The sequence below is a fragment of the Rhodoferax sp. OV413 genome, from assembly GCF_900104385.1.
Taxonomy (GTDB): Bacteria; Pseudomonadota; Gammaproteobacteria; order Burkholderiales; family Burkholderiaceae_C; genus Rhodoferax_B.
The window spans coordinates 1-13,588 of sequence record NZ_FNJA01000001.1 but is presented as its reverse complement, the minus strand read 5'-3'; the positions used below and the strand labels follow the sequence as shown (position 1 = coordinate 13,588).

Annotated in this window: 11 protein-coding genes; 6 read left to right on the top strand and 5 right to left on the bottom strand. The window is 63.1% G+C overall.

Translation table 11 applies throughout. The features are described 5' to 3' along the window. Positions 1–56 precede the first annotated feature (56 nt). The 5 genes from BLT66_RS00055 (at position 57) to BLT66_RS00035 (ending at position 3,743) form a co-directional block, all read left to right on the top strand. Entirely contained in the window at positions 57–1,559 is a 1,503-nt protein-coding gene (locus BLT66_RS00055; RefSeq protein WP_092754108.1) for a protein adenylyltransferase SelO, read from the top strand. After that, a complete protein-coding gene (gene msrB, locus BLT66_RS00050) occupies positions 1,556–1,966 on the top strand; it encodes a peptide-methionine (R)-S-oxide reductase MsrB (protein WP_092754105.1) in 411 nt (136 codons plus the stop codon). Before BLT66_RS00055 ends, msrB begins: the two co-directional genes overlap by 4 nt. 29 nt (positions 1,967–1,995) lie before the next feature. Next, the gene (locus BLT66_RS00045; RefSeq protein WP_092754101.1) at positions 1,996–2,562 is read left to right on the top strand and encodes a septation protein A; all 567 of its coding nucleotides are present in this window, start codon (positions 1,996–1,998) and stop codon (positions 2,560–2,562) included. After that, positions 2,559–2,831, top strand: coding sequence for a BolA family protein (locus tag BLT66_RS00040; protein WP_092754098.1), 273 nt, complete (start codon positions 2,559–2,561; stop codon positions 2,829–2,831). Before BLT66_RS00045 ends, BLT66_RS00040 begins: the two co-directional genes overlap by 4 nt. Positions 2,832–2,957: 126 nt before the next feature. After that, positions 2,958–3,743: a peptidylprolyl isomerase gene (locus BLT66_RS00035; protein ID WP_092754095.1), complete on the top strand. Its 786-nt coding sequence runs from the start codon at positions 2,958–2,960 to the stop codon at positions 3,741–3,743. Between the two features lie 42 nt (positions 3,744–3,785). Here BLT66_RS00035 and BLT66_RS00030 read toward each other — a convergent pair whose 3' ends face one another. The 5 genes from BLT66_RS00030 to BLT66_RS00010 all read right to left on the bottom strand — a co-directional run bounded on the left by BLT66_RS00030 (position 3,786) and on the right by BLT66_RS00010 (position 10,719). Beyond that, entirely contained in the window at positions 3,786–4,508 is a 723-nt protein-coding gene (locus BLT66_RS00030) for a heparan-alpha-glucosaminide N-acetyltransferase (protein ID WP_092754091.1), read from the bottom strand. A gap of 8 nt (positions 4,509–4,516) precedes the next feature. Further along, positions 4,517–6,055 (bottom strand): 2-isopropylmalate synthase, encoded by a 1,539-nt coding sequence (locus BLT66_RS00025; protein ID WP_092754088.1) that lies wholly within the window; start codon positions 6,053–6,055, stop codon positions 4,517–4,519. A gap of 24 nt (positions 6,056–6,079) precedes the next feature. Further along, a complete protein-coding gene (locus tag BLT66_RS00020; RefSeq protein WP_092754085.1) occupies positions 6,080–7,714 on the bottom strand; it encodes a 2-isopropylmalate synthase in 1,635 nt (544 codons plus the stop codon). Positions 7,715–8,016: 302 nt separating this feature from the next. Then, positions 8,017–8,832, bottom strand: coding sequence for a CDP-diacylglycerol--serine O-phosphatidyltransferase (gene pssA, locus BLT66_RS00015; RefSeq protein ID WP_092754082.1), 816 nt, complete (start codon positions 8,830–8,832; stop codon positions 8,017–8,019). Between the two features lie 192 nt (positions 8,833–9,024). Next, positions 9,025–10,719, bottom strand: a complete 1,695-nt coding sequence (locus tag BLT66_RS00010; protein WP_092754079.1) for a methyl-accepting chemotaxis protein — start codon at positions 10,717–10,719, stop codon at positions 9,025–9,027. A gap of 563 nt (positions 10,720–11,282) precedes the next feature. On the opposite strand from BLT66_RS00010, the gene BLT66_RS00005 reads away from it, so the two are divergent. After that, positions 11,283–13,478, top strand: a complete 2,196-nt coding sequence (locus BLT66_RS00005) for a TonB-dependent receptor (protein WP_092754075.1) — start codon at positions 11,283–11,285, stop codon at positions 13,476–13,478. The last annotated feature ends 110 nt before the right edge of the window (positions 13,479–13,588 follow it).

The window sequence follows — 13,588 nt, the reverse complement described above, 5'->3', positions numbered from 1 at the left end:
GTTGACCCGCAGGGTGTCGCCAGCGCGTCCCGTGGCATCTGCGGGACAATCTAGCGATGAATATTGCCGTTGAGACTCCACTAGACCTCGATCTGGGCCTGACCTGGCGCAACCGCTTTGCCGGCCTGGGCAGCAATTTTTATACGAACCTGCAGCCGACTCCCCTGCCCGCTCCCTACTGGGTAGGCCACAGTGCCGCGATGGCGCGCGAGCTGGGCTTGGACCCCAGTTGGCTTAGCTCCGACGCCGGCGCACAGGCCTTCACCGGCAACACCCCCATCCGCGGCAGCCAGACCCTGGCCAGCGTCTACAGCGGCCACCAGTTCGGCCAATGGGCCGGGCAGCTGGGCGACGGCCGGGCCATCCTGCTGGGCGAGGTGCTGGCCGCCAACGGCCAGGGGCTGGAGCTGCAATTCAAGGGCGCGGGCCGCACGCCGTATTCGCGCATGGGCGACGGCCGGGCCGTGCTGCGCTCCAGCATCCGCGAGTTTTTGTGCAGCGAGGCCATGCACGGCCTGGGCATTGCTACGTCGCGGGCGCTGTGCATCACCGGCTCGGATGCGCCGGTGCGCCGCGAAACCATGGAAACCGCCTCGGTGGTGACCCGGGTGGCGCCCAGCTTCATCCGCTTTGGCCATTTCGAACACTTTGCCGCGCGCAACCAGCTGGAGCCGCTGCGCCAACTGGCCGACTTTGTGATCGATCAGTACTACCCCGAGTGTCGGCACAGCCAGGCCTTTGGCGGCAACCCGTATGCGGCCCTGCTGCAGGCGGTGACCGCGCGCACCGCCGAGCTGATCGCCCAGTGGCAGGCGGTGGGCTTCTGCCACGGCGTGATGAATACCGACAATATGAGCATCCTGGGCCTGACCCTGGACTACGGGCCGTTCCAGTTTCTCGACGGCTACAACCCCGACCACATCTGCAACCACAGCGACGACCAGGGCCGCTATGCCTACGACCAGCAGCCCAACATCGGCCACTGGAATTTGTTCTGCCTGGGCCAGGCGCTGCTGCCGCTGATAGGCGAGCGCGACCACGCCCTGGCCGCGCTGGAAAGCTATAAAACCATCTACCCCGAAGCCATGGCCCGCCGCCTGCGCGCCAAGCTGGGCCTGCCGGACGCGCAGCCGGGCGACCAAGCGCTGGCCGAGGGCATTCTGCAGCTGCTGGCCCAGGAGCATGTGGACTTCAGCATCTTCTGGCGCCGCCTCAGCCACTGGGTGGCCAAAACCCCGGGTACCACGCCTGACGCGGTGCGCGACATGCTGGTGGACCGTGACGCGTTGGACGCCTGGTTGCTACAGTATCAAGAGCGGCTTGCGCAGATAGATACTGCGCTGGCGGGCAATTTAATGCTTAAAACCAACCCGAAGTTGGTGTTGCGCAACCATTTGGGCGAACAAGCCATCCGCCTGGCGAACCAAAAGGACTTTTCCGGAGTCCACACCTTGTTGGCGCTGCTGGAGACCCCATTTGACGAACATCCGGGGTATGACACCTACGCCGACTTCCCGCCCGACTGGGCTTCTTCCATCGCTATCAGCTGTTCATCATGACCCACAAAATTGAAAAAACCGACGCCGAATGGAAAGCCGTATTGGCCGAAAAAGGCGCTGAGCCCGCGGCCTTCCAGGTCACCCGCCATGCGGCCACCGAGCGCCCGCACACCGGCAAATACGACCAGCACTGGGTGCAGGGCGAGTACCGCTGCATCTGCTGCGGCGCAAAGCTGTTCGACTCCAGCACCAAGTTCGACGCCGGCTGCGGCTGGCCCAGCTTCTCGCAAGAGGCCGAACCCGGCGCGATCGAAGAAATCACCGACACCAGCCACGGCATGCGCCGGGTCGAAACCGTCTGCTCCGAATGCGGCGCCCACCTGGGCCATGTGTTCGAAGACGGCCCCTCGCCCACCGGCCTGCGCTACTGCATGAACTCGGCATCGCTCGATTTCAAGGCCAGTTAAGCTACCGGGTCTGTTGCCAAGCCTTTTTCATGAAAACCCTGCTCGATTTCCTACCCATTCTGCTGTTCGTCGGCGCCTACAAACTCACCACCATCTACATCGCCACCGGCGTGCTGATGGGCGCCACCGTGGTGCAAATGGCCGTCACCTACGCCATCGACAAGCGCCTGACCACCATGCACAAGATTACCTTGGGCATGGTGCTGGGTTTTGGCGCGCTGACGCTGATCCTGCAGGACGAAACCTTCATCAAATGGAAGCCCACCGTGCTGTACATCGCCATGGCGCTGGCCATGGGCATCGCCATGTGGCCAATGAAGAAGAACTACCTGAAGCTGATGCTGGGCAGCCAGCTGGAGCTGCCCGATGCGGTGTGGATGCGCCTGAACGTCGCCTGGATGCTGTACTGCTTTTTCATGGCGGCGGTCAACGGCTATGTGGCGGCCTACTACACCACCGACCAGTGGATCAACTTCAAGATCTGGGGCTATGTGTTCCCGCTGGTCTTCATGGGCGGCCAGGGCTGGTATATCTCGCGCTACCTGGGCTCGGATACGCCCGCCACCGAAGTGGCCGAATCGGATAAAACCGTATGAACGATGTGATCAGCCACAGCGCCGCCCAGCTAGAGCAGCGCCTGCGCGAAAAACTGGCCCCAACCCAGCTCGAAGTGCTGGACGAAAGCGCGGCCCACGCCGGCCATGCGGGCGCCAACGGCAGCGGTTTCGGCACCCATTTCCGGGTGCGGATTGCTTCACCTTTGTTTACGGGCCAGTCCCGCGTAGCGCGTCACCGCCTTGTGTATGATGCTCTGCAGGATTTCATCGACCAGGGCGTCCACGCCATTGCGATTGAAGCGCTTTAACTTTCATGTACTTGGGGGGCAGAGCTCCCCGGGTCATGAAAGTTGTTTCACGTTAAGCCATCCTTTTACCTTGTCCATCAGAGTCGATCCTGAATCGGCGACTCCCAACCCCCTCCTAGGAAACGTATGAAGAAAACACTGTTATCCACCATGGTCGCCGCTGCTTTGCTGAGCGGCATGGCCTTGTCGGCCAGCGCCCAGAACGTCGCCATCGTGAACGGCAAGGCAGTCCCGAAATCCCGCGTGGATACGCTGGCCCAACAGGTCGCGCAGTCGGGCCGCCAGATCACGCCAGAACTCGAAGGCCAGATCAAGGAAGAAGTCATCGCGCGTGAAGTCTTCATGCAGGAAGCCCAAAAGCGCGGCCTGGACGCCACCGACAGCTACAAGACCCAGCTGGATCTGGCCCGCCAGACCCTGCTGATCCGCGAACTGTTCGCCGACTACCAAAAGACCCACCCCGTGACCGACGCCGACATGCAAGCCGAGTACGACAAGTTTGTCGCGGCCAACGGCGGCAAGGAATACAAGGCCAGCCACATCTTGGTGGAAAAAGAATCCGAAGCCAAGGCCATCATTGCCCAGCTGAAGAAAGGCGGCAACTTTGCTGCCATCGCCAAGAAGTCCAGCAAGGACCCAGGCTCCGGCGCCAAGGGCGGCGATCTGGACTGGGCCAACCCCAGCAGCTACGTGAAGGAATTCACCGAAGCCCTGATCCTGCTGAAAAAGGGCCAGACCACCGACACCCCGGTGAAGAGCCAGTTCGGCTACCACATCATCCGCCTGGACGACGAGCGCCAAGCCCAGTTGCCCAAGTTCGAAGAAGTGAAGCCACAAATTGGTCAGCAATTGCAACAGCAAAAGCTCGCCGCATTCCAGCAAGAACTGCGCGCTGCAGCGAAGGTGGAATAAGCCTTAGCGCTTGCCCACAAAAAAGCGGCCTAGGCCGCTTTTTTACGTCTTGAACCAGGTGAATCCGGTGATGGCGGCGATCAGCAGCGGCTGGTGCAGCATGTAGTACGGCAGGCTCCAGCGGCCCAGCCAGGCCAACGGCCGCGGCGCAGCGCCTTGCAGCCAGGCCGGCCGGTGGCGCAGCAGCCAGAAGCCGGCCGCCATGCCCCACCACAGCACGCCCAGCCAGGGGAAGATGGGCACATAGTCTTCGGTGATGGGCTTCTGGGTGATCCAGCCCAGCCAGTTCACCGTCTTTTGGTTAAAAAATACGGCTGTAGCGCTGATATTGATTGCGTAAGCAGCTATGAATTTAGAAGCAATCGCCAGTGCACCCAGCGGCCACAGCCAGACGCCCCAGCCAGCCGTCAGCCGCGCCACCACCAGCATCACGGCGATGCCATGCAGCACGCCAAAGTAGATCCAGCTGTTGGGAAACATGAAGGCAGAACCGGCCGACACCAGCAGCGCACAGCCCGCCACCTGGCCCCAGCGCCGCCAGAAACGCGGCCAGCTAACGGCCTGCTGCGCCGCCACTGCCTGGCCCAGGCCTGCGCAGAACAGGAACAGGCTGACGATGGCGGTGCGCTGCCCGGTCCAGAACGGATCGGCGTAGAAGTTCTGCTGCCACAGCCCCGCATGGACCAGATCAAAGCCGAAGTGGAAGGCCGTCATCCACACGACGGCCAGCCCACGCAGGGCGTCGATCCGGTCGAAGCGCTGCATCAGCCCGATCAGCCCTGTGCTGCGACGCGATCGGCCTTGCTCTGCAGCTTGTTCAGCGCGCTCAGGTAGGCCTTGGCCGAAGCGACCACGATGTCAGGGTCCGAGCCCGTGCCGTTCACCACCCGGCCGCTGTTCTGTAGCCGCACCGTCACTTCGCCCTGGCTTTCGGTCGAGCCGCTGATGGCGTTGACCGAGTACAGCACCATCTCTGCACCGCTTTGCACATGGGTTTCGATGGCCTTCAGGGATGCATCCACCGGGCCGTTGCCGTCGGACTCGCCCTTGACTTCCTTGCCGTTGGCGGTGAACACCACCGTCGCCTGCGGGCGCTCCCCGGTTTCGCTGTGCTGCGACAGCGAGACAAAGGTGTATTGCTCGCTCGCGTGGTCGATGCTCTCGTCGCTGACCAGAGCCAGGATGTCTTCGTCAAAGATTTCGCTCTTGCGGTCGGCCAGTTCCTTGAAACGGGCAAAGGCGGCGTTGATGTCGGCCTCGCTGTCCATGGTCACACCCAGGTCCTGCAGGCGCTGCTTGAAGGCATTGCGGCCGCTCAGCTTGCCCAGCACGATCTTGTTGTGGCTCCAGCCCACGTCTTCGGCACGCATGATTTCATAGGTGTCACGCGCCTTGAGCACGCCGTCCTGGTGGATGCCAGAGGCATGGGCAAACGCGTTCGCGCCGACCACCGCCTTGTTGGGCTGCACCACGAAACCGGTGGTCTGGCTGACCATGCGGCTGGTGGCCAGGATGTGCTTGGCATCGATGCCCAGCTCCAGGCCAAAATAGTCGCGCCGGGTCTTCACCGCCATGACGATTTCTTCCAGCGAGCAATTGCCGGCGCGCTCGCCCAGGCCGTTGATGGTGCACTCCACCTGGCGTGCGCCGCCCAACTTGACGCCGGCCAGCGAATTCGCCACCGCCATGCCCAGGTCGTTATGGCAGTGCACCGACCAGATGGCCTTGTCGCTGTTCGGAATGCGCTCGCGCAGGGTTTTGATGAAGTTGCCGTACAGCTCAGGGATCGCATAGCCCACGGTATCGGGCACATTGATGGTGGTCGCGCCCTCGGTGATCACGGCCTCCAGTACGCGGCACAAAAAGTCCATGTCGCTGCGGTAGCCGTCTTCGGGGCTGAACTCCACATCGGCGACCAGGTTGCGCGCAAAGCGCACCGCCTGCTTGGCCTGCTCGAACACCTGGTCGGGCGTCATGCGCAGCTTTTTCTCCATGTGCAGCGGCGAAGTCGCGATGAAGGTGTGGATGCGCGCGCTGGCCGCGTCCTTCAAGGCTTCGGCGGCGCGCGAAATATCGCGGTCGTTGGCGCGCGACAGGCCGCAGACGGTCGAGTCCTTGATGGCCCGGGCAATCGCCTGCACGGCCTCGAAGTCACCGATGGAGCTGGCGGGGAAGCCAGCTTCGATCACATCCACCTTGAGGCGTTCCAGCTGGCGCGCAATGCGCAGCTTTTCGTCGCGCGTCATGGACGCGCCGGGTGACTGCTCGCCGTCACGCAAGGTGGTGTCAAAAATGATGAGTTTGTCGGCCATGGAGAGCTCCTGTGGGTTCTAGTTTTAGACGGATGCCGGTTCTTCGGCAAGCCCTGTATTTTCGCGCTTAATCGCATGGCTTTGGGCGCGCTGCAAGCCCGAGAGAATCGCCTTCAGCGAAGCCGACACGATATTCGAGTCCATGCCCACGCCAAACACGGTGTGCTGCTCGTCGATCCGCAGTTCCAGATAGGCCACGGCCTGGGCATTGGCGCCGGCGCCCAAGGCGTGTTCGTGGTAGTCCAGCACCCGGACCTGGGTGGCGCCGGTGGCATTCAGGTGGTTCACAAAGGCATCGATAGGCCCCACGCCCTGCCCCGCTGCTGGAACAATGGGTGTGGCGATGCTGGCGGTACCGTATTCGCGCTGGAACAGCTCCCACAAATCCTGCGCCGTGAGTTCCTTGTTGGCGCCGTCCATCACGGCCTGCACGATCTGGCTGAACTCGATCTGCAAGCGGCGCGGCAACTCCAGGCCGTACTCGGTTTCCAGCAAATACGCCATGCCGCCCTTGCCCGACTGGCTGTTGACGCGGATCACCGCCTCGTAGCTGCGGCCCAAGTCTTTCGGGTCGATAGGCAAGTAGGGTATCGCCCAGACCGCGTCTTCGGTGTGCAGGGCAAAAGCCTTCTTGATCGCGTCCTGGTGGGTGCCGGAAAAAGACGTGTAGACCAGCTCGCCCACATAGGGGTGGCGCGGGTGCACCGGCAGTTGGTTGCAGTGCTCGACCATGCGGCGGATATCGTCGATCTGCGAGAAGTCCAACTGGGGGGGAACACCCTGGGTGTAGAGGTTCAACGCGATATTCACAATATCCACATTGCCAGTGCGCTCGCCGTTGCCGAACAAGCAGCCTTCCACCCGCTGGGCTCCCGCCATCATGGCCAATTCGGCCGCTGCCACGCCGGTGCCGCGGTCGTTGTGGGGGTGCACCGACAGCACGATGCTGTCGCGCCGCGCCAAGTTGCGGTCCATCCACTCGATCATGTCGGCAAACACGTTGGGCGTGGAATGCTCGACGGTGGTCGGCAAGTTGATGATGCAGGGCTGAGCCGGAGTCGGCTGCCAAACATCGGTGACCGCGTCGATCACGCGCTTGGAAAATGCCAACTCGGTACCGGAAAAATGCTCGGGCGAATACTGGAAGGTCCACTGCGTGACCGGCTGTTGGCGCGCCAAGTCCTGGATCTGCCGGGCGTGGCTGGTGGCCAATTCGACGATCTGGTCTTCGTCCATGCCCAGCACCACGCGGCGCATCAAGGGCGAGGTGGCGTTGTACATGTGGACGATGGCGCGCTTGGCGCCGACCAGGGCTTCCATGGTGCGGCGGATCAAGGGTTCCTTGGCGGGTGTCATGACCTGGATGGTCACGTCGTCGGGCACCATGTTGTCGTCAATAAGGCGGCGCACGAAGTCAAATTCGATCTGCGAAGCGGCCGGGAAACCGACCTCGATTTCCTTGAAACCAATCTGCAGCAAATGCCCAAACATGCGCAGCTTGCGCGCCATGTCCATCGGCTCGATCAGTGCCTGGTTGCCGTCGCGCAGGTCGGTGCTGAGCCAGACCGGGGCCTGGGTCAACTGGGCGTTGGGCCAGGTGCGGTCACGCAAAGCGATGGGCGGGAAGGCTGGGTATTTGCTGGCAGGTTGCTTCAACATGGTGACTTCTCTCAAGTTTCTAAAACCAGCAACCCAATGAAAAACGGCCCGTTGCTGGTGCATACGGGCCGTTGTGACTGGAATTGCGCGTGCGCTACCGTCTCCGCCCGGAGGGGATCAGTAGTAGGGCTAGCGAAATCTTGTTCATAGCTACGAATTCTAACTGCGTTTTAACTACTTAGCTTCAGGCTAAACGCAAGCATTCCAGAAACACCGCAGAGCTGGCTTTGCCAGGCTGCTGGTGTTGCCCCCTGCAAGGGGGTTGGCGAAAAGTGCGCAGCACTGCAGCCTGGGGGTGAGCCCTATTTGTGCAGGCCGCGCTCATCGGGTTCGTCCTTCGAGGTGCTGATGACGCTGGTCTGCACGCCCTTGAACTTGCGCCAGGCGTACACGCCGTAGCCGCTGAAGCCGTAGATCACAAATGCGCCGAACAGCACGATGGGCGGATGGATGTTGATGATGGCAATGCCCAGCGCGATCATCACGATCACCGCAAACGGCACGCTCTTCTTCATCTGCACGTCCTTGAAGCTGTAGAACGGCGCATTGGTCACCATGCTCAGGCCAGAGTACAGCGCCAGCGCGAACATCAGCCAGGCCACATGCGCACCCGCGACCTCCTGGTCGTTCATCAGCCAGATAAAACCGGCCATCAAGGCGGCGGCTGCAGGCGATGGCAAGCCCTGGAAGTAGCGCTTGTCGACCACCCCGGTATTCACATTGAAACGGGCCAACCGCAAAGCCGCGCAGGCGCAGTAGACAAAGGCTGCGATCCAGCCCCAGCGGCCCAGGTCTTTCAGCGACCAGATGTAGGCGATCAGCGCCGGTGCAGCGCCAAACGACACCATGTCGGACAGCGAATCCATCTGCTCGCCAAACGCGCTCTGGGTATTGGTCATGCGGGCCACGCGGCCGTCCAGGCTGTCGAGCACCATGGCACAGAACACGCCGACCGCGGCCTGGTCGAAGCGGCCGTTCACCGCCATCACGATGGCATAGAAGCCACCAAACAAGGCCGCCAGCGTAAACAGATTCGGCAGGATGTAGATGCCCTTGCGGCGCTTGCGCACCAGGACTTCGGGGTTGGAGGTGAGGCTGGAGTCTTTGCCGTTATGCATGGCGGGTCGCCTGTCAAAAAAGAAATGGCGCGGCACGGCTTGCTGCACCGTGCGCGTTAAAAAAGAAGAGGCTTTGGGGGCAGGTGCATCCGTGCTTCACACGTGCAGGCTTGCAAAAATACACCGCATCCGGTCGAGTGTAAGCCAGTACACCGGCCTTTTCGCCACTGGCGCCGGTGTGCTTGGGTGGACTCAGCGGCGGGGCAGCGCCGGTACGGAGGCCCGGGCCAGCGCCGCAGCGGGCTTGGTTGGAATCGGTGGTGCGGCCACCGGTTGGGCATTTTCTTGCCAGGTGCGGCCATCGGTGGTTTCGCGACTGAGGCGGAAGGCATGCACCATCTGGGTCAGCTTGCCGGCCTGATCCTGCAGGCTGTCGGCGGCGGCCGCGCCCTCTTCCACCAAGGCGGCATTCTGCTGGGTGACGTTTTCCAGTTGCTCCATCGAATGGCTGACCGAGCCGATGCGCTGGCTTTGCTCTTCGGTGGCCGAGGTGATCTCGGCCATGATGTCCGACACCCGCTTGACCGACTGCACCAGTTCCTGGATGGTCTGGCCCGCATGGCTGGCCAGGTCGTTGCCCACCTGCACCCGCTCCACGCTGGTGCCGATCAAGGCCTTGATCTCGCGGGCCGCCGTGGCTGCGCGCACGGCCAGGCTACGCACTTCGCTGGCCACCACCGCAAAGCCACGGCCTTGTTCGCCGGCACGGGCGGCTTCAACCGCCGCATTCAGCGCCAGGATATTCGTCTGGAAGGCGATGCCGTCGATCACGCTGATGATGTCGGCGATCTTCTTCGAGCTGGTGCTGATCTCGTCCATGGTCTTGACCACCTGCAGCACCACCTCGCCGCCGCGGGTGGCGACTTCGGATGCGCTGGCTGCCAGCTGGTTCGCCTGGCGGGCCGAGCCCGCGCTGTGGCTGACCGTGCCGGTCAGGTCCGACAAAGCCGTGGCCGCGCCCTGCAGGTTGCTGGCCGCTTGCTCGGTGCGCTGGCTCAGGTCCAGATTGCCCGAGGCCACCTCGGCGCTGGCCACCTGGATCGACTCTGCCGTCTGGCCGATGTCGCCGACCATGGCGCGCAGCCGGTCCTGCATGGCGGCAATGGCTTCCAGCAGGCGACCGGTTTCGTCATGGATGCGCACCTCAACCTGCGAGGTCAGGTCGCCGCGGGCAATCCGCTCGGCCACCACCACCGCACGGCCAATCGGCTGGGTGATGCTGCCGGTGATGCGCCAGGCGATCAGGCCGCCCAGGGCCAGCGACAGCAAGACCAGCAGGCCGCCGGTCAACCGGGCACGGCTTTGGGTCAGCTCGGCCGAGGCCGTGGTGTCGTTGTTCAAGGTGTTCTGCAGCTCGATCAGCTCGGCCAGCTTGGCGCGCCAGGTGGCTTCGCTGGGGTCGACCCGGCTCATCAAGCCGGTGGTGGCGGCCACGCTGTCGCCGTCTGCCGAGGCCTTCATGGCTTCGAGCAGATCAGGCCGGGTCTTGCGGCCGATGTCGCCAATGTCCTTCAGGAGCTTCTGTTCGGCGGATGAGGTGTCTGCCGCCTTGAACAGCTCGGTCAACGCGGCTTCGCGCTTGTCGTACTGATCCAGGGTCTGCTGCACTTGCTTGACCAGTTCAGCCGAGCGCTTGGTGTCGATTTCGGTCAGCATAGCGGCCGAGCGGCTCTGGATACCCAGGGTGCTGACGCTTTCCAGCATGCTGTTGACCAGCCGCGTCTTGGTGGCGTTGGTGCCGGTGATCTGGCGCATTTGCCCGTTCACCATGCCGGCGGAGATCTGGCCCACAGCGGCCACGGCAATCACCAGTACCAGCATGCAGCCGAAGCCAAGGCCAAGGCGGCTGGAAATGGACAAAGACTTGAGTCGAGAGGGAGAAGGCATGTGTTTTGTCCGGTAGAGGCAGTAAGAGGTAAAAATCAAATAAGCGTAGTTTGTAGCAAAACGTAAGCAATAAGGGTGCCGCGTGCAAGCCGGCGAATGTAACCACAAAGCCCCTGGCCGGCCAATGCCGATACAAGTCTCTGGCATGCAAGACGGGCATCGGGCCATGCACCGCCAGGTGGCTTGCCTGTAGCGCTGCAGAACCACGGCCGCTGAGCCACCGGTCAACCACCATAGCGCGGATGGCTGTTGTTTTTTGGGCTTGCGCGCGGTAAAGCATGGGTACAAACCCGCCGTCAAATGCGAATAAATCGCATTACGAAGCTAAACTCCCTCCTCTTGCAAGCCGATGCCCTGCCGGGCGTGCAGCCAGCCAAACTCTTTGCCCCGCCGCCTCCACGCGCCGCCGGGCCGGTGCTGGGCTTGCCCTACCGGCCTCCCCCTGTTTCGGCGACTACGGTGCGGGGCACATCCGTACCAAATTGGCCTCTGGCGCTTATCCCATATGCGCGAGCAGCTACTTTATCCATAGCAACCGCCGAACTTCAACTGCAAGGAACACCATGGCACAACGCCGCAACTTTCAACCCGCGCCCGTCGCATCCGCGGTATTGCTCACCCTGGCCAGCATCGCTGCCCACGCGCAATCGACCAGCGACAGTGCCGGCACGCTGTCCGCCGTGCAGGTCAATGCCAGCGCCGATGCCTCGGCCGAAGGCCTGAGCAAGCCCTACGCCGGCGGCCAGGTGGCGCGCGGCGGCCGGGCCGGCATCCTGGGCACCAAAGACAACATGGACACGCCGTTTTCCATCACCAGCTACACCAATGAGCTGATCCAGGACCGCCAGGCCAAGAGCGTGGGCGAGGTGCTGCAGAACGACCCCACAGTGCGCATGGCACGGGGTTTCGGTAACTTCCAGGAGTCCTATTTCATCCGCGGCTTTCTGCTGAGCTCGGACGACGTGGCCTACAACGGCATGTACAGCCTGCTGCCACGCCAGTACATCGCCACCGAGCTGTTTGAGCGGGTCGAAGTGCTGCGCGGCGCCTCCACCTTCCTGAACGGCGCCAACCCGGGCGGCGGCGGCATTGGCGGCTCGATCAACCTGGTGCCCAAGCGCGCGCCCAATGAGCCGCTGAACCGCATCACCGTCGGTACCGGCAGCGGCGGCGCCAACACCTTGTCGGCCGACATCGCGCGCCGCTTCGGCCCGGACAATGCCACCGGCATCCGCGTCAACGCCGCCACCCGCAACGGAGGCACCGCAGTCGACAAAGAGGACAGCCAGCTGGGCCTGTTGTCGGCCGCGCTGGACTGGCGCAGCCGCGATGTGCGCCTGTCGGGCGACATAGGCTGGCAGGAAAACAAGCTCAAAGAAACCCGCACCAACGTCGACATCAGCGCCCTGGCCAGCGTGCCGGCAGCGCCCGACAACGCCACCAACTGGGCCCAGCCCGGCGCGTATTCCAACGAGCGCGACCTGTTCGGCACGCTGCGCGGCGAGTTCGACATCAACGACCACCTGACCGCCTGGGCCGCCCTGGGCGCACGCCGCAGCAGCGAGGCCAATTCCCTGGCCAACCTGGTGCTGAGCGATGCCAGCACCGGCGCCGGCAGCACCTACCGCTTCGACAACACCCGTAAAGACAGCGTGCTGACTACGGAGGCCGGCCTGCGCGGCAAGTTCCAGACCGGCTCGGTCGGCCATGAATGGGTGGTCTCGGCCGCCAGCTTCAAGCTGGAGAAGAAGAACGCCTACGCCATGGACTTTGGCAACCAGCAAAGCACCAACCTGTACAACCCGGTGGCTACCCCATTGCCGGCGATCAGCGCGCCTGCCTTCACCGGCAATACCCTGGCCTCGCCCGCATTGACGGGGCGCACCGAGATGACCAGCCTGGCGCTGGGCGACACCTTGTCGCTGTTCGGCGGCAGCACCCTGCTGACCCTGGGTGCACGGCACCAAACACTGGACATCGACAACTACGACTACGGCACCGGCGCACTGTCGAGCAACTACAACAAGAGCCGCCTCAGCCCCATGGCCGGCGTGGTCTACAAACTCAACAAGCAGTACTCGCTCTACGCCAACTATGTGGAAGGCCTGACCCAGGGCAGCACCGCGCCCAGCACCGCCGTGAACAAGGGCGAAACCCTGTCGCCCTATATCTCCAAGCAAAAGGAAGTCGGCCTGAAATGGGACTCGGGCCGCTTTGGCGGCACGCTGGCGCTGTTTGACACGACCCGGCCGCGCGACTTTCTGAACGTCAGCAACAACGTCTTCAGCGCCAGCGGAGAAGACCGCCACCAGGGCATGGAGCTGACCCTGCAAGGCGAAGCCACCCGCGGCCTGCGCCTGCTGGGTGGCCTAACCTTGCTGAGCGCCGAGCAAAAGTCCACCGGCTCGGCCACGACCGACGGCAAGCAAGTCATCGGCGTGCCCAAGCGCCAGGCCAATCTGGGCGCCGAATGGGATGTACCCGGCGTGCCCGGCCTGGCGCTCGATGGCCGCGTGGTCTACACCGGCGCCAGCTACGCCGATGCGGTCAACACGCTGAAGGTCTCTGGCTGGACCCGGCTGGACGCCGGCGCCCGCTACCTGACCGAGGTGCAAGGCAAGCTCGTCACCCTGCGCCTGCGGGTCGACAACCTGGCCAACAAGAGCTACTGGGCTTCGGTCGGCGGCTACTCGGGCTACGGCTACCTGGTGGCCGGGGCGCCCCGCAGCGTCAACCTCAGCGCCAGCTTCGACTTTTAAGAAAAAATAGCTGCCAGCGCTGGGCGGACTCAAATCTGAAGTGCAACACCTTATTCAACTAAGGTGCAGAAATGACAAAAGTCCTCCATTACCAGCAACTCCAGTCAGAC